General features: G+C 74.3%; 12 protein-coding genes. 4 read left to right on the top strand and 8 right to left on the bottom strand.

The genetic code is table 11. The features are described from left to right. Window positions 1-120 precede the first annotated feature (120 nt). Window positions 121-1,140 carry a phosphotransferase gene (locus ACO1BR_RS12835; protein ID WP_426795191.1) on the top strand — a complete coding sequence of 340 codons (1,020 nt, stop codon included), beginning with the start codon at window positions 121-123 and terminating at the stop codon, window positions 1,138-1,140. Further along, a complete protein-coding gene (locus ACO1BR_RS12830) occupies window positions 1,128-2,051 on the top strand; it encodes a galactosyltransferase-related protein (RefSeq protein WP_426795190.1) in 924 nt (307 codons plus the stop codon). Before ACO1BR_RS12835 ends, ACO1BR_RS12830 begins: the two co-directional genes overlap by 13 nt. Here the strand turns inward: ACO1BR_RS12830 and ACO1BR_RS12825 are convergent. Beyond that, window positions 2,030-3,181: a hypothetical protein gene (locus tag ACO1BR_RS12825; RefSeq protein ID WP_426795189.1), complete on the bottom strand. Its 1,152-nt coding sequence runs from the start codon at window positions 3,179-3,181 to the stop codon at window positions 2,030-2,032. The genes ACO1BR_RS12830 and ACO1BR_RS12825 overlap by 22 nt on opposite strands. 288 nt (window positions 3,182-3,469) lie before the next feature. Then, window positions 3,470-4,888, bottom strand: a complete 1,419-nt coding sequence (locus ACO1BR_RS12820) for an FAD-dependent oxidoreductase (RefSeq protein ID WP_426795188.1) — start codon at window positions 4,886-4,888, stop codon at window positions 3,470-3,472. Between the two features lie 99 nt (window positions 4,889-4,987). Between ACO1BR_RS12820 and ACO1BR_RS12815 the strand changes: the two genes are divergently transcribed. Then, entirely contained in the window at window positions 4,988-5,758 is a 771-nt protein-coding gene (locus ACO1BR_RS12815) for a TetR/AcrR family transcriptional regulator (protein WP_426795187.1), read from the top strand. A 134-nt stretch (window positions 5,759-5,892) separates the two neighbouring features. On the opposite strand, the gene ACO1BR_RS12810 is transcribed toward ACO1BR_RS12815, so the two are convergent. Together ACO1BR_RS12810 and ACO1BR_RS12805 are read right to left on the bottom strand one after the other, a co-directional pair. Beyond that, window positions 5,893-7,020, bottom strand: coding sequence for a rod shape-determining protein (locus ACO1BR_RS12810; protein WP_426795186.1), 1,128 nt, complete (start codon window positions 7,018-7,020; stop codon window positions 5,893-5,895). Between the two features lie 147 nt (window positions 7,021-7,167). Then, complete coding sequence (locus ACO1BR_RS12805) at window positions 7,168-9,291, bottom strand: FUSC family protein (RefSeq protein WP_426795185.1); 2,124 nt, start codon at window positions 9,289-9,291, stop codon at window positions 7,168-7,170. Window positions 9,292-9,642: 351 nt separating this feature from the next. Between ACO1BR_RS12805 and ACO1BR_RS12800 the strand changes: the two genes are divergently transcribed. Next, window positions 9,643-10,662 carry an alpha/beta hydrolase gene (locus ACO1BR_RS12800; protein WP_426795184.1) on the top strand — a complete coding sequence of 340 codons (1,020 nt, stop codon included), beginning with the start codon at window positions 9,643-9,645 and terminating at the stop codon, window positions 10,660-10,662. Between the two features lie 101 nt (window positions 10,663-10,763). On the opposite strand, the gene ACO1BR_RS12795 is transcribed toward ACO1BR_RS12800, so the two are convergent. The 4 genes from ACO1BR_RS12795 to ACO1BR_RS12780 form a co-directional block, all read right to left on the bottom strand. Next, complete coding sequence (locus ACO1BR_RS12795; protein ID WP_426795183.1) at window positions 10,764-11,222, bottom strand: hypothetical protein; 459 nt, start codon at window positions 11,220-11,222, stop codon at window positions 10,764-10,766. 151 nt (window positions 11,223-11,373) lie between these two features. Continuing rightward, window positions 11,374-12,234 (bottom strand): ABC transporter permease, encoded by an 861-nt coding sequence (locus tag ACO1BR_RS12790; protein WP_426795182.1) that lies wholly within the window; start codon window positions 12,232-12,234, stop codon window positions 11,374-11,376. Then, window positions 12,231-14,963 carry an alpha/beta fold hydrolase gene (locus tag ACO1BR_RS12785; protein WP_426795181.1) on the bottom strand — a complete coding sequence of 911 codons (2,733 nt, stop codon included), beginning with the start codon at window positions 14,961-14,963 and terminating at the stop codon, window positions 12,231-12,233. The genes ACO1BR_RS12790 and ACO1BR_RS12785 overlap by 4 nt, the downstream gene beginning before the upstream one ends. Before the next feature lie 161 nt (window positions 14,964-15,124). Continuing rightward, complete coding sequence (locus tag ACO1BR_RS12780; protein ID WP_426795180.1) at window positions 15,125-16,246, bottom strand: hypothetical protein; 1,122 nt, start codon at window positions 16,244-16,246, stop codon at window positions 15,125-15,127. Window positions 16,247-16,330 lie beyond the last annotated feature (84 nt).

Raw genomic sequence — 16,330 nt, 5'->3', positions numbered from 1 at the left:
GCCGCCCGGCTCTCCCCGGCGGCCGCCGCCGTGCGCGGCCGGTACGTACGGCATACACGGTGGTGTGGGCGGTGCGGTGCGGTGCGGGAACAGAGTCGACGAGGCGTAGGGAGGCGGGCGATGCTGCTGGTGCCGGGCGCTGCCGAGGCGCGGCGCTGGGAGGCGGCGGCGGCCGCGGTGCTCCGCCGGGCGTGGGGGCTGCGGGCCTCGCCGGTCGCGGCGACCACGGGCTGGAACCACACCTGGCGGGCCGACGGCTTCTGGCTCACCTGCCGTCCGGCGGCGGAAGGGGCCGCGTTCCGCCGGGAGACCGAGCTGTTCGGGCGGCTCAACGACCGTGCCCCGGTGTCCGGGGTGCGGGCGCCGGTCGCCGTTCCCACGTCGTCGGGTGGTCTGTGCGCGCAGGCGCGGGGCCACGTGTGGCGGCTGACGCAGGAGCTCCCCGGCGAGACGCCCTCCGGATTCCACCAGGCCGACTACCCGCGGGCCGGCGAGGGCCTGGCCAGGCTCCACGGCTTCCTGGCCGGGCTGGGCCCGCGCACCGCCGTGCAGACCCGGGGTCCGGTCGACATCGCCGCCGCACAGGTCGCCCGCGGCGTCCCCCGGCCCGCGGACCTACGGGATCTGGCGGATGTGGCGGATCTGGCGGCGGCGGACCGGGCCCGGCTGGCCCTCGGCCTGCGGGCCGTCGCGGACGGCCTGGCGGGCGTGCGGGCGGCGCCGCGGCAGCTGCTGCACGGCGATCCGGGACTGCCGAACCTCCGGGTGGATCCGGCCAGTCGGGAGCTGGTCGCCGTCCTGGACCTGGAGGCGGCATCCGTGGGGCCCGTGGAACACGACCTGGGATGCATCGGCCTGTCCGCGTTCTCGCACCGCGAGGACGACGGCATCGACGGCGTCGCGGCGCTGGCGTCCGCGGTGGCCGCCTACCGCCGCGGCACCGGACGCACCGTGGACGAGCGGGCCGTCTACGTCCTCATGCTGGCGAACGAGATCCGGCTGCTCCGGGAGCTGCTGCGGGGAACGCGGCCGGGGAAGAACCTGCACAGCGTCGTCCAGTGGCAGTTCGGCCGCTACCGGAAGGTCTTCGATGCCTGGTCGCGGCTCCGATTCCAGGGAGAACGCGCATGCCTGACGTGACGGTCGTCATCCCGCTGTACGGAACGCACGAGGGCCGGGGCAGCCTTCTCGCGGTCACCGCGGCCTGGCTGGCCCAGGACGTGCCGTGCGAGGTCGTCGTGGCCACCGCGGGCGAGATCCCCGTCGCGGTCGCCGAGGATCGCGACGCGCACCGCAGGGTACGCGTGGTGCAGGCCGACGCGGCCCTCCGGGCGCCGGGGCTGCTGCGCAACGCCGGTGCCGAGCAGGCCCGTTCGCCCATGCTCTACCTCTCCGACGCCGATATCGCTCCGCTGGGCCGCGACTATCTGCGCCGGGCGCTGCGGCCGGCGGCGGCCGGCCGGGCCTTCGCCCAGCCGTGGATGCACCGGCTGCTGGGCGGCCTGCCGGAACCGGGCCCGCACGGACCGGTGGACCACCGGCTCGACGGCAGGGACCCGTTCTGCTTCGTGACGGCCGGTCGCGACGGGTCGCTGCGGACGTGCGACGGCGAACGGATCGTCTGGGAGGAGCGGTCCTACATCACGCGGCGGTACCCGACCCCGATGGTCTTCCCGCCGACCGCCGGGCGGGACCCGGACCTGGAAGACGAGTACCAGTGGCGGGCGCCCTACCACTGGGGCGGGCTGCTGCTCGCCCGGCGCACCTTCCTGGAGGTGGGCGGCTACTGCCCGCGGTACTTCGGCTGGGGCAGAGAGGACGACGATCTGCTCATGAAGGCCGAAGCGCGCGGCGGCGTCGTGCGCGGATGGCGCGCCGAGCCCTCCCTCGCCTGCCTCCACTTCGAGCACCCGCTGTCGTACGGCAAGGAGCCGTCGCCGGAGTGGCGGGCGAACGACGCCCTCTACGCCCGGCGGGCCGCGGCGGGCGCGGACGCCATGATCGAGGAGGATCTGACGGCCCCGCGGGATCACGGCCGAGAGGTGGTGTGACCGGCCGGTGCGGGCGCCGCCAGGGTGCGGCCGGCCCGCACCCCCGTCCAGGCGTACTCCGTCAGCAGCCGCGACCGGTCCGCCGTGACGCTCTGCCGGTCGGCCGGCGGCAGGCCGCCCACGCCGATGGTGGACACCGCCGTGTCCCTGATGCGCTCGCCGAGCCCGCCGAGCGGATCCTGCCCGGTGGGTGGGGCGAACCGCGGTGCCAGGCAGGCGGCACGCCACCCCAACAGGAGGCAGTGGATCCACAGTTCGTCCGCGTACGGAGCGCCGAAGTGCCGCGCCACGGCCGCGGCGGCATCCGCCGGACGGTGGCCGTGGACCAGCTCCCGCAGCTGTTCTGGGTCGAGACCGGTGGCGGGTAGGGCGTCGCGCCACAGGGAGTGGCCGCGGGTGCCGAGGGCGCCGTCCGGTCCCTCCACCCTCAGGTGCGCCGCACCGCGCCGCAGGTACGGCAGGCAGTCCACGCATTCCAGGACACGCCCCGAGCCGAGCAGGTCCCCGGACCCGGCGGCGTCCACCAGGCACGCCGAGCGCCGCACACCGTGCCACGCATGGCCGGAGATGCTGTCGGTGTCGAGGTGCTCCACGATGTTGGGCACCGCCATCAGGCCCATCCGCCCCTCCTTGCGCAGGAGTTCGGAGAGGATCTCGTCGTCGTGGACTACCGCGCTTCCGCGGGCGTACCGGTGGAATGCCTCGGCCTGCGCGGCCGGCAGGCAGACGGCCTGTGTGGGGGTGAACTCCTCCGGGACCCCGCGGACCCAGGCGGCCCCGGCCAGGGCGGCCAGCCGGACCGCCGCGCCGTTGCGCGAGTTCCAGTGCGTGTAGAAGGCGAGGGCCTCGGTGGGGTGCCTCGCCACCGCACGGGCCACCTGGGACAGCAGTCCCTCCGACGCGCTCACGTCGTCCTGGACCACCAGATGGTGCGAGGCGCCGGGGCCGACCGCCTGCCACGCGCGCACGGCCGTACGCAGCGCCGAGGGCGCCGCATCCGGCGAGGGGTCCACCACCACTGCGTCGAGGCCGAGTCGGCGCGCCAGCCCCTCGGCGCGCTCCCTGCGCCGCGGGTGTGTCATCACCGCTGAACTGACATGCACGGCTGAGCTGACTTGCATGGTCGCCATATGTCTGGACGTCCTTTGTTCGCCGACGGGTGCACCAGCAGAAACACGGGAAGCGACGAGAGGAACAGGCGGGGCCGGAGGGCGAGTTGGGCTGGACGAGTTTGGGCTACGGGAAAGCTAACGTCCGCCGCACGGCCCGGCCAGAGGGCAATCGGGTCAGCCCCGCCCTTGGGGACGGTCACCCACGGCTTCCCGGTGCCCGGCCGGGACCGCCGCCCGGCCGTGCACCGAGGTCCCGGGCGGGCCTGCCGGCTGAGGCCCTCGGGTCGGGGCGGTCCGGCTGATTCTCTACGGGCGGGCCTGACCCTGGCCCGTTCGCGGACGGGTGGGATCGGTGGGGTTGGTGGTGTTGGTGTTGGTGGGGATTGTGTTGGTGGGGTTGGTGGGAGCGGCCGGGTGCGGGGGCGTTGACGACGGGGGGCCGTAGTCGTCGAGCGTGATGTCGGCGGAGATCTCGTGGCCCTGTCCCAGCATGGCGGCGAGGGCGGCCGGGTCGTTGAGGGCGGCGTTGCGGGCGTCCATCGCCTCCTGGGTGGGCGGGGCCAGGAACTCGCCGACCCCTCGGCCGCCTTCCTGGCATCGCGTCACATACGGCCGCAGCTTCTGCTCGTAGCGGGCGAAGGCTGTCCGGTGGTCGCCGTTGGCCGCGGCCAGTTCGCCGGCGAGGACATAGGCGCCGACGATCGCCGATCCGGTGCCCATGCCGCCGACCGTGGCACCGTAGGCCGCGTCGCCGAGGAGGGCTATCCGGCCGGTCGACCAACTCGGCACATCGACGCGGCTGATGGCGTCGAAGTAGATGTCGTCGGCATCCCGGACGGTCCCGATCAGCTCCGGGGTCCGCCAGCCCGCTCCCTTGTACGCCCGGACGATCGCCTCCTTCTGGGACCGCGGGTCGCGCCGGTCGTAGCTCAGTCCGTCGGAAGCGAAGACGCAGAAGGTCTCGCCTCGGTAGTCCGGTTCGTCGGCGCGGCGGGGCAGGCGGCCCACGGTCACCAGCCGGCCCGGTTCGCCGTAGCCCACCGGGCGGGCGGCGAGGTCCGGGGCGGCGCCCGGGGGCAGGTCCCAGCCGGCGACGTGGTAGCCGAGGTGGCTGACGAATTCCCCTTCGGGGCCGAAGGCGAGCCGGCGCACGGTGGAGTGCAGGCCGTCGGCACCGATGACGAGGTCGAAGGTGCGGGGGGCGCCGTGCTCGAAGGTGACGTGGACGCCGTCGGCGGTTTCGGTGAGGGAGCGGATGGAGTTGCCGAAGAGGTAGGCGGTGGTGCCGGGGGTGCCGGTGTCCCCGGGGGCCTCGGGGGTGGCTTCGCGGGTGGGGCGGGAGTGCGCGTAGAGGATGCGGGAGAGTTCGGAGCGGAGGATCTCCACCTCGCCGCCGGCGAACTCCGCGGGCATCGCGGCCAGTTGGCGCCCTTGGTCGTCGATGAAGGCCATGGGGCTGCCGCCGGTGCGGCGCTGCTTGATCTTGTCGAGGACGCCCATCCGCTCCAGCACCGCCAGATGTGCGGCACCCCGGAAGTCCACCGCGAAGCCGCCGCCCCGGAGGGCGGGGGCCAGCTCGATCATGGTGGGGCAGTAGCCGCACCGGGCGAGCCAGTAGGCGAGAGCCGGGCCGGCGACGCTGGCGCCGGAGATCAGCACCGTGGGCGCGGCCCCGCTGCCGGCCGTGCCGGCCGTGCCGGCCACGGTTGTTGCTTCGTACGTCATTGGTGCTCCCCCGTCGGGTCGGTCCGTCATGGCGACACAACAACTGTATCCACCGGACACAGATATGTATACCCCAGGACGCAGTTTTAGGATTCGAGGGTGGCTGGAGACGAGAAGAGCAGTGCGTTCGGGGAGCAGGCGGGCAGCGTCGAGCTGCTGTGGGGCGGCCGGGAGCGGCCGAGCCGCGGCCCCAAGCCGACCCTGAGCCTGGAGCAGATCACGCGGGCGGCCATCGCGCTGGCCGATATCGGTGGACTCGGCGCGGTGTCCATGCAACGGGTCGCGGCGGAGCTGGACTTCACCAAGATGTCCCTGTACCGGTACGTGCCGGGCAAGACGGAGCTGGTCGCGCTCATGATCGACATGGCGATGGGAGAACCGCCCCGGCCGGTGGCCGCCGCGGCCGGCGACTGGCGGGGGGCGCTGCGGGAGTGGGCGAAGGCGCTTGCCGCGGTCTTCCACCGGCACCCGTGGCTGCTGACCGCCGCCGTCGGCCCGCGCGTCATGGGGCCCAACGAGCTGGGCTGGACGGAGACCGCGCTGACCGCCCTCACCGAGAGCGGGCTGACCGGGGGTGAGCAGCTGGACGCCGTGGTGCTGGTGAGCGGGCACATCCGGAACATCGCCCAGGTGTCGGCCTCGATGGGCCTGGGCAGCGCCCGGGCGAAGGAGCCGGAGGCCGTGATGAGCGCGGCGCTCAACGAGTTGCTCGTCGGGCGGTCGGAGCGGTTCCCGGCGGTGGCGGCGGCCGTGGCGGCCACGGCGGCCGACGAATCCCGCGATCAGGCGTGGGAGTTCGGGCTGGAGCGGATCCTGGACGGGCTGGCGGCGTACACGCCCCGAGGCGGCGGGACGGCAGGGGCCGAGTAGGGCGCGCCCGCCGCGCGCCCACCGGGCCCGGGCCCGGCCCCGCAGGTCGGAAGGGACCAAGCGCCGGCCGCCCCGCTACCGCCGGCAACCGGCGTGCGGCGCCGCCCTCCCGGGCGTACGCCGGGTCGCGCCCGCTACAGCCGCACCGTCTTGCGGGGCTGGCCCTTCGCGCCCGTCAGGAGGCCGTGCAGGGCGGCGAATTCGTCGACGCACTTGGCGGTGCCGTTGACCACGCAGTCCAGGGGCGCGTCGGCGACCACCACCGGCACGCCCGTTTCCAGGCGGAGGCGGCGGTCGAGGCCGCGCAGGAGCGCGCCGCCGCCGGTGAGGGCGATGCCGCGTTCGATGATGTCGCCGGAGAGCTCCGGCGGGCATTCGTCGAGGGTGCGGTGGACGGCGCGGACGATGGCGTCGACCGGTTCGGCCAGGGCGCCGCGGATCTCCTCGGCGGTGATCTCCTGGATGCGGGGCAGGCCGCTGAGGTGGTCGCGCCCGCGGACCGTGTAGGAGGTGGGGCGGTCCGATGCGGCGTCCGGACCGTCGGCGTCCGCGGCGTCCTCCGGGTACGCAGCGGCGGCCTCGGCGTGGCCGTCCGCCGGCGTCCAGGCCGCGGAGCCGATGGCGATCTTGATGTCCTCGGCGGTGCGCTCTCCGATGGCCAGGCCGTGTTCCTTCTTGATGTAGGTGGAGATGGCGGCGTCCAGCGCGTCCCCGGCGACCCGTACGGACTGGGCGGTGACCAGGCCGCCCATGGAGACGACGGCGACCTCCGTGGTGCCGCCGCCGATGTCGACCACCATGCAGCCGACGGGCTCGTCAACCGGGAGGCCCGCGCCGATCGCGGCGGCCATCGGCTCCTCTATGAGGTGGACTTCGCGGGCGCCGGCGCCGCGCGCGGAGTCGATGACCGCGCGCCGTTCGACGCCCGTGATGCCGGAGGGGACGCAGATGACGACCCGGGGCCGGGAGAAGCGGCGGCTGGGCAGGGCCTTCTTCATCAGGGCACGCAGCATCCGCTCGGCGGCGTCGAAGTCCGCGATGACGCCCTCCCGCAGGGGGCGCATCGCGGTGATCCCGGAGGGCGTGCGGCCGATGGTGCGTTTGGCCTCGGAGCCGACGGCGATGACCTCGCCGGTGGCGTTGACGGCCACCACGGACGGTTCGTTCAGCACCACGCCCTTGCCGCGGGCGTAGACGAGGGTGTTGGCGGTGCCGAGGTCGATGCCTATGTCGTACGTACCGGACGAAGTGCTGGACGCCATGGGGAGTTCGCTTGCTCTCTCTCGGGAGGACATTGCGCAGCAGAGAGCGTCATTGGCCTACCAATGACGCTAATTGCGGGCAATTATCTAGACTACTGGGGACGGTGAATGGTTCCTGCAGGGACGTGGGGAAGCTGTCGCGGCGGGTCAGCGCGGGCCGCCGCCGGGGGCCGCGCGGGCCGTGCCGTGCCGGCCGCCGGAGCCACCGGAGCCGGTGGAAAGCGCCTCGGCGAGGTCGTCGAGGGCGTCCAGCAGCAGCTCCGCGGCGCGTACGGCGACGCCTTCGTGGCCGCCCTCGGCGTTCCACCGCTCCCAGGCGGCGTGCGGTCCGCTCCAGTCGAGCGGTGTGCCGTCGCGTACCGCCCGGGCCGCGCCGTCCAGGGAGGGGAGCAGCGCGGCGGCGAACGCGGCGGCGCCGGGCGAGGGTTCGGCGTCCTTGGCCGGGAGGTGGGCCTCCCCGATCATCGTGACCCGGCCCATCGTGGCGAGCGCGGCGCCGGCGGCGTTCGCCGCGCCGAGCGAGAGGCCGCGGTGGCGTACCGGCTCCTTCTCGGCGCGGGCCGCGCTCTCCTCCCAGGAGGCGCGGGCGGCACGGGCGTCCAGGAGGGCCTCGCGGACCTGGCGGGGGCGGCGCTCGGCGGGCCGGCCGTAGCCGTCGAGGACGGCGCGGGCGTAACGGCCGTTGGCCGTCAGCCAGTCGGCGAGGCGGTCGCGGAGCCTGGGGGTCTCCCAGGCCGGGAAGAGGGCGTACGACAGCATCGCGAGCAGTCCGCCGACGAGGGTGAGCACGACGCGTCCCTCGACGGTCTGCTGCCAGCCCTCGCCGATGATGCCGAGGAGGAAGACGACGTAGGCGGCGACGCAGGCCGAGGTCACCGTGAAGCCGGTGCGCATCAGCAGGTACATCAGGAACACGCTGAACACGGCCAGGGCGGCGCTGACGGAGGCGCCGGGGTGGGTGAGCGCCATCAGGGCGCCGCCGACGGCGACGCCGACGAGGGTGCCGGCGAAGCGGGCGAAGCCGCGGGAGTAGGTCTGGGCGAAGTCGGGGCGCATCACCATGACGGAGGTGAGCGGCGCCCAGTAGCCGTGGCCGAACGGGAGGGCGGTGCCCAGCAGATAGCCGGCGGCGGCGACCGCGGCGACCCGCAGAGCGTGCCGGAGGACGTGCGAGGACCAGCGCGCCTCGCGGCGCACGGACCGCAGGGCGACGGGGACGAGCTTGGGGACGCTGGGGCGGAGCAGGTGGCCGCGTTCGGCTTCGGTGGTGGGGCGGGTGGCCTGGACGGGCTCGTCGGTGAGTTCGACGGCGTCGGCCAGGAGGGAGATCAGGCGGTAGGCGGCGCGGCGGGCGGGGCCGTGCAGCATCGGGCCGGTGGCGGGGACTTCGAGGGCGGCCACCGCCTCGGGCGGCAGCCGGACCGGCCTGGCGTACCGGACGGCGTGCGCGACGGCGTCCAGGACGGTGGCGGCGGCGCCCAGCAGTTCGCGGGCGCGGTCGCGTTCGGGTCCTTCCAGGGGGGCGCCGACTACCGGGTCGGCGAGCGAGGCGAGGACCGGGCGGACGCGTTCGGCGAGGCCGCGGGGGCCGTGCAGCTGCACGGGGCGGCGCCTGGCCTGGCGGGGCGTGACGGTGGAGGCGAGCCGGGCGTCCATGAGGGGCGCGGGGTCGAAGGGGGCCACCGGGTCCTGGCGCAGCCGGCGGGCGTAGTCGGCCTCCGCGGCGAGCGCGTCGGCGAGCGCGTCGCGCTGGGTACCCCAGGGGCGTACCGGGAAGGCGACGATGAGGGCGGCCTGGACGAGACCGCCGAAGAAGATGAGGGCGGCGTGCTGGAGGGCGCCCGGGACGGAGGTCGGGAGGGTGACGGTGACCAGCATGATCGCCACGGTCTGGGTGCCGGCCAGCCCGGAGACCGGCCCGATCGCCCAGGCCATGCCGGCCAGCAGCGTCCAGCCGGTGAGCAGCAGGACGAAGGCGACGACGTGGGAGGCGGCCAGGTAGCCGAGGAAGGTGGAGACCGCCAGCGCGCCGGCGACGGCGAGCGCCAGGACCGGGCGGGGCCGCATGCTGCGCTGGAAGGTGACGATGCCCGAGGAGAAGGCTCCGAAGGCGGAGGAGACCGCCAGTTCCGGGCTGCCGCGCCACAGGCACAGGCCGATGACGAGGGCCACGCCGGCGGCGCCGCGGACCGCGATCAGCGGGGTCAGTTTGGCGCGCTCGACGGCCAGCCCGGAGCGGGCGGCTTCCTTCAGCGCACGCGACCAGGTCATGGCGTCGAGGATACGGTCCGGGACATGGGGTGACGGGGTGTCCGGCCGGGGTCTTTTCCACCCGGTCGGCGGAGCGCGAGGGGGTGAGCGGCGGCGCATACGGGTGCCCAGGGTGCACGCTGGAGGGCGCGCGGGGACCGATTTCGGGGTCGGCGTTGCGCTCCCACCTGGAAAATCACGGTAAACCCGATCTCAGCTGAGCGTAAACACCACAGGTCAGAGGCGGGTACCGGGATTCGGGCGAGGAAGGTGCGCAAGCTGACACGCCGAAGGGGAAACCTGTTCCCGCCCCGACCCCTCTTGCTGGCCGGTCGGGACATCTCCCGGCCCGTCCGCCAAGGAGAAGGCCCCGTGCGTAAATCCCTTTTCAAGCCGGTGATCGCGTTGATCGCCCTGACCGTACTCGGAACGACGGCAGGCTGCGGCTCGAGCGACGACTCCCAGAACCAGCCCGTCCGGTTTGGCGGGCCGAAGCCGGGCGCTGCCATGCAGACCGAGCCGTCGAGCAAGGGGATCGTGCAGCAGCCGACCCACCCCATCAACTTCCAGGAGACGAGCAAGGTCGGCGGGGCGGGCGACAACACTCCCATAGCCGTGACCACCTACCACGGCAAGAAGTCTGGTTTCACCGGAAAGGTGTGGGTCTGGGCGCCGCCGGAGTACTACGACAAGAAGAACGCGAACAAGGGCTTCCCGGTCATGGAGGCCCTGCCCGGAGCCTACGGCTACCCGGTGAACTACTGGATCGGCTCCGACCTCAAGCTGGAGGAGAGCCTGGCCTCCTGGTCCAAGGCCGGCAAGAGCCTCCCGTTCATCGTCGTGATGCCGGTGCTCAACCCGAACGACAAGCAGTACTACGACGGCAGTGACATCCCCGGCCAGCCGAAGATCGGCACCTGGCTCAGCAAGGACGTTCCCGAGCTCGTCCGGGAGAACTTCCGCACCCTCAAGACCCGCGACGCCTGGTGCATCATGGGCTCCTCGTCGGGTGGCTTCTCGGCGCTGAAGAACGTGCTCCAGAACCCCAACGACTTCAAGGTCGCGATCCCCAACGGCCCGGACATCGTCCCGGACTCCCCGCTGTGGAGGGGCCACGCCACGGCCGAGCGCGAGAACAACCCCGAGGTGCTGGCCCACCGGCTGATCGCCCGCGGCGGGCCCGACGTCTACCTCGCCTTCCAGGACGGCTCCAAGGAGAACACCATCCTGCCGAAGGTCCGCAAGTTCATCGCGCAGTACGGCCACGGCCCGGTGAAGACGCGCTTCCAGATCGTGCCGAACGGCACGCACAGCGGCGCGACCTACGTCCAGGGCCTGGGCATGGGCACGATGCAGTGGGTGAGCGCGCACATGCAGGGGCCGACCTCCTAGCACGGCGGCCTGCCGCGGGGCGGCCACGGCGACCGGGACCGGTCGCCGTGGCCGCCCCTTTCGCATGCGGCGGGCGCCCGCCCGTGCGGTGCGCCGCGGGCTCACGGCGCGCAGTCGACGTCCTGGAGCGTGATCGGGCGGGAGTCCAGGCCCACGTAGGCGGTGAAGGCCGCGCGGCGCCCGCCGTCCCAGTGGGTGGTGACGGTCGCCCACCCCACGCCCGCGGACCGGGCCGTGACCACCCTCCCCACGGAGATCGCCCGCGGGGTGTTCTGGGCGCAGAGCAGCAGGTCGTAGCCCTCGGTGTGGGCGGCGCGGTCCCTGAGGTGGTCGGAGACCTGGTGCGCGCGCTGGTACGGGCCGGGGCCGTGGTGGCCGTAGAAGGCGGTGAGGAAGCGGTGGATCTCGGCGGCGGTGTGGCGGCCGCCGGGGGCGCTGCGGACGGTGGCCGCGGCGGACGGTGCGGATGCGGATGCGGATGCGGATGCGGCGAGGGTCAGGCCGAGGGCCGCGGCACAGGCGGCTGCGGCGGCGGTGCGGCGCGAAGCGGTACGGAACACGGTAGGTCCCCCATTTCCGGCGTGTGCCTCCGTAGACAACCGATCCCGGCGCAGGGTTGCACCGCCGGGCAAACAGGACATCCGTTCGCCGCTTCGGCCCCGGCCCCGGCCCCGGCCCCGGGGTGAACGGCGACGCACCCCGGATCCCCGGCTACGACACCACGTCCTTACGCGCGAAGCCCCGGAACGCCAGCGCCAGCAGCACCAGCGCGTACGCCACCGACACCGACGCGCCCTGGATCATCCCGGACCACTCCAGCTGCGGCTGGAGGGCGTCCGCCCAGGCGAACTGCCAGTGGGCGGGCAGCACATCGCGCCAGCCGCCCAGCGCGGTGACCTGGTCGAGGACGTTGCCGACGATGGTCAGCCCGACGGCGCCGCCGACCGCGCCCAGCGGCGCGTCGGTCACCGTCGACAGCCAGAACGCCAGTGCCGCGGTGACCAGTTGGCTGACGAAGACATAGCCGACCACCACCGCCAGCCGCCCCACCGCGTCCCCCGCGGGCAGCTCGCCGCCGGCCGGCAGCCGCAGCGGCCCCCAGCCGTACGCGGCGGTGCCCACCCCGAGCGCCACCAGCGGCAGCAGCAGCATCGCGGCGGCGCTGAACACCAGACCCACCGTCAGCTTGCTCAGCAGCAGCCGGGCCCGCGGGACGGGCGCGGCCAGCAGATAGCGCAGCGAGGACCAGCTCGCCTCCGAGGCGACGGTGTCCCCGCAGAACAGCGCGACCGGCACGACCAGCAGGAAGCCCACGGAGACGAACAGCGCGGTGGCCGTGAAGTTGCCGCCGGAGGCGGTGGCGGTGTCCATCAGGCTGATCCGCCCGGTGTTCCGGCCGGCCGGGTCGCCGCCGATCGCGAACGCGGTGACCAGGACGAACGGCAGCAGCGCCAGGATCGCGGCCATCACCAGGGTGCGGCGCCGCCTCAGCTGGCGCCGCGCCTCCACGCGCAGCGGGAGGGTGTGCCGCGCGCGGTAGCCGGGCGCCCCGGCCACGGGGGTCGCGGTCATCGTCCGTCACCTCCGATCAGTGTGAGGAAGGCGTCCTCCAGGCGGCGGTGCGGGCCGACGCGGTGCACCGGGATGTCCAGCCGGAGGAGTTCGCCGAGCAGGCCGGGGGTGCCGGCCGGGTCGGCGAGGCGGACCAGCAGGCCCTCCTCGGCGCGGGACGCCGAGACCACGCCGGGCAGCGCGCCCACCTTCTCCACCAGCGCGTCGGGCAGCCGCACGCCGTCCGCGACGCCGACCAGCAGCGTGTCCCCGGAGCCGACGATGTCGGCGACCGGGCCCGCCTGGACCAGCTGTCCGCGGTCCATGACGACCAGGTGCGTACAGCTCTGCTCGACCTCGGCCAGCAGATGGCTGGAGACGATGACGGTGCGTCCGGCGGCGGCGTAGCGGATCATCACCTCGCGCATCTCGCGGATCTGCGGCGGGTCCAGGCCGTTGGTCGGCTCGTCGAGGATCAGCAGGTCCGGCAGGCCCAGCATGGCCTGGGCCAGGGCCAGACGCTGCCGCATGCCCTGGGAGTAGGTGCGCACCGCGCGGTCCAGGGCGCCGCCCAGCCCGGCGATCTCCAGCGCCTCGTCGAGGTGCGCGTCGGCGGCCGGGCGGCCGGTCGCCTGCCAGTACAGGTCGAGGTTGGCCCGCCCGGTCAGATGCGGCAGGAAGCCGGCGCCCTCGACGAACGCGCCGACCCGCGACAGCACCGGCGCGCCCGGCCGGACCGCCCGGCCGAAGACCCGGACCTCGCCGGCGTCCGGCCGGATCAGGCCCATCAGCATCCGCAGCGTGGTGGTCTTGCCCGCCCCGTTGGGGCCGAGCAGCCCCAGCACCTGCCCGCGCTCCACACGGAAGGTCAGATCCCGTACGGCATACCCGTCGGCGGACCCGGCGTAGCGCTTGCTCAGACCGGTGATCTGCAGCGGGACCTCGGCGAGTGCCGGGTCGGGTGCGGGTGCCGCAGTGCGGCGGCGCGCGGTGAACAGCAGCAGCGCGGCGATCACCGCGGCGGTCGCCGGCAGGCCCCAGGTCCAGGCGGGCAGCGGGGCGGCGGCGCTGCGCACCTGGGGCGCGGTGGGGACGGCGAGCGCCCCGTCGGCCAGGGAGACGGTGTACGTGGCGGGTTCGGCCGGTGTGGCATAGCCCAGGTCGGTGGCCGCGAGCACCAGCCGCAGCCGGTGGCCGGCCGCGAAGTCATGGTCCACGGCGGGCAGTTGGAGCCGCACGGTGCGGCTCTCGCGGGCGCCCTCGACGCGGTACGGGGTGACCAGCTGGGACGGCAGGGTCTGCCGGCGGCCGTCCGGGGCGACGTCGTAGAGCTTGGCGAAGAACACCGCGTCCGGAGCGTCCGGCGCAGCGGACCGCACCCGCACGGTGGCGGTGGGGCTGCCGGTGAGGTGGACGGGGGTGCGCAGCGGCGCCGAGTCGAAGTGGGCGTACTGGCCGGGGAAGTCCGTCGCGAGGCCGCCGGCCCCGAGGGCGGTGAGGCTGCCGAGGGCTCCGGCGCCGGGGACGGCGGAGACGGCGGGCGGTCCGCCGCCGGCCGGGTTGGCGAACCGCTGCTCGCGGCCGGCCAGCGGGATGCGCCGCGGGTCGTTGCCGAGGCCCGGGTAGCGGTCGGCCTCGGCGCCGCGCAGCCGTACGGTGCCGTCGGTGGAGTCCAGTCCCCCGCTGCGGCTGACCCGGAAGGCGGGCCCGGTGGCGGCGCCCTCGTCGCCCTTGAGGTACCGGTCGAACCACGCCGCCGTACGGGCCGTGAGCCGGGCGGTCTCCCGGTCCCCGCCGTCGTGCCCGCCCGCGGCCCAGTCGACGTCGACGGGCGCGCCGTTGCGGCGGATCGCCCGCTCCATGGCGTCGGCCTGGCCGAGCGGGAACAGCGAGTCGGTCTGGCCCTGCATGATCAGCGTCGGCACCTTGATGCGGTCGCCGACCGCGGCGGGGCTGCGGGCCTCAAGGAGCCGGCGGGCCGCCGTGTCCGGGACGCCGCTGACGGCGACCCGCTGGTACATGGCGCACAGGTCGGCCGCGAACCTGCCGCAGCCCCCGGAGTGCCCGGCGGCGGGCGCGGGCGCCTGGGTGGACGCGCCCGCGGCCACGGCGGGTGGCCCCACCGCTCCGGTAGTGAAGAAGATCCCGGCCCACAGCTTCTTGAACACCCCGTTGGGGAACAGCGCGTCGGCGAGGTTCCAGTACGTGATCTGCGGGGCGATGGCGTCCACCCGCCGGTCGTAGCCGGCGGCCAGCAGCGCGACCGCGCCGCCGTACGAGGCGCCGGCCACGCCCACCCGGGGGTCGCCCGGCTTGTCGAGCTGCACCTCGGGGCGCCGGGCCAGCCAGTCGATGAGCCGGCTGACGTCGGCGACCTCGGCCTTCGGGTCGTTGAGGCCGATCTTCCCGGTGGACCTGCCGAAGCCGCGCGCGGACCAGGTCAGCACCGCGTAGCCGTCCCGGGCCAGTTGCTCGGCCTCCGCACGGACTTCGGCCTTGCTGCCGCCGAAGCCGTGACCGAGGAGCACCGCGGGCCTGCGCCCGCCCGTGCTTCCCGCGGTGAAGAAGGAGGTGTCGATCCGCACCTTCCCGGTGCTGCCGGGGGCCTTTGGCATCGCCAGGAAGCGGTCCTCGCGGTGCACGGCGGGCGCGGCGTCCGAGGCGGCGGCCACCCAGGTGCCGCCCCCTACCAGTACGGCCAGCGCGCCCACCGCGGCGTACAGCCGGCGCCCGCGCAGTCGGAGGTTCATGACTGAATCCTAGGAAGGGCGCGCGGCGCGCGGCCCGTCCTCCGGTCGGAACCCGCCGCACTACCGGGGCAGTAGCCCCGGCCGGCCGCCTACCGCATCCGTCGTACGGGCCCCGCGGCGGCACCGGTCCCCCGGGGGCTCGCGCAGGGCGCCGCCGCAGGTCAGTACGCCGGCGGGCCGTAACCGCCCTGCGGGGGCGGCGGGTTGCCAGGCGGCAGGAGCGGGCCGCCGGACGGCGGCATCGGCGGCGGGCCGGGCTGCTGCCAGCCGGCCAGCGGCACGGCGGCGGGGCCCTGCGGTACGTATCCGGGGGCGGCGAACCCCCTCGGGGCCGGCGGCTGCCAGCCGGGGGCGACCGGTTCGCCGCGCGCCATCAGGGCGCACAGGGCCAGCGAACCGAGCAGGTCCAGCAGCAGCTGGGCGTCGCCGATGATGCTCAGGCCCGGCAGGGTGTCGTCCAGTTTGAAGAGGGTGCCCTGGTTGGCGAACGCGATGACCGTCAGCACGGCGTTGGGCAGCAGCACGATGGCCAGCCCGAAGGACAGGCCGCGGGCCGCGGTCCCCCGGATCAGGCCGTTGAGGCCGGCGATCGCGGTGAGGAAGAAGAAGACGACCGCGTACCAGCCGGGGGCCAGGGACAGCAGCGAGGTGAGAATGCCCCTGCCCAGGTAGAGCACGGCGAACGAGGTGCGGCCGCCGCCCTGCACCAGCATGTAGACCTGCCACACCACATAGCCCAGCGCCATCGCGCCGAGCAGCAGTCCGCCGATCACCCCCGCCGGCGCGGCCGGCCGCGCCGGCGGTTCGCTCGGCGTCGCCCGCGGCCAGGAACGCATCCCGGCCAGCAGCACGATGCCGGCGACCACGGACAGCAGGAACAGCGCCAGGCTGCTCACGAAGACGCCCTTGAAGGTCGAGGTGCCGGCATCGGCGTGCACGAACCAGCGGTCGTCGGAGGTGTGGCTGCCGACGCTCACCAGGGCCTGGAGGGCGGTGGCGAAGGTGAGGGTGGTGGCGACGGCCAGCAGCCCGCCGGCCGCCCGGCGGCCCGCGAAGGCCGCGATGGCGGCCGTCAACTGAAGCAGCAGGACGCCCAGTTGGACGGGGTTGCTGACCTCGTTGGTACCGGGCGCACCGGACCCGGTCCAGCTGTCCCAGACTCCCACGATGCCGAACTGGCCGATGTCGACCGCCAGCCAGTACGCGCTGAACAGGAAGAACAGCAGGCACAAGAGCCCGCCCGTGATCCGTGCGCCCTTGGCGAGCGCGGTACTGCGTGGCATGTCATCCCCCGGTGGTGTTGGTGCCGTGACGCGGAGAGCACCGTAACAACGCACCCTAGGGGAGTCTCCCCTGACCCGCGGTCC

The organism is Streptomyces sp. YGL11-2, from assembly GCF_050054615.1.
Lineage (GTDB): Bacteria > Actinomycetota > Actinomycetes > Streptomycetales > Streptomycetaceae > Streptomyces.
The sequence above is the reverse complement of the archived record's forward strand: the minus strand, read 5'-3'. Positions and strand labels throughout refer to the sequence as shown.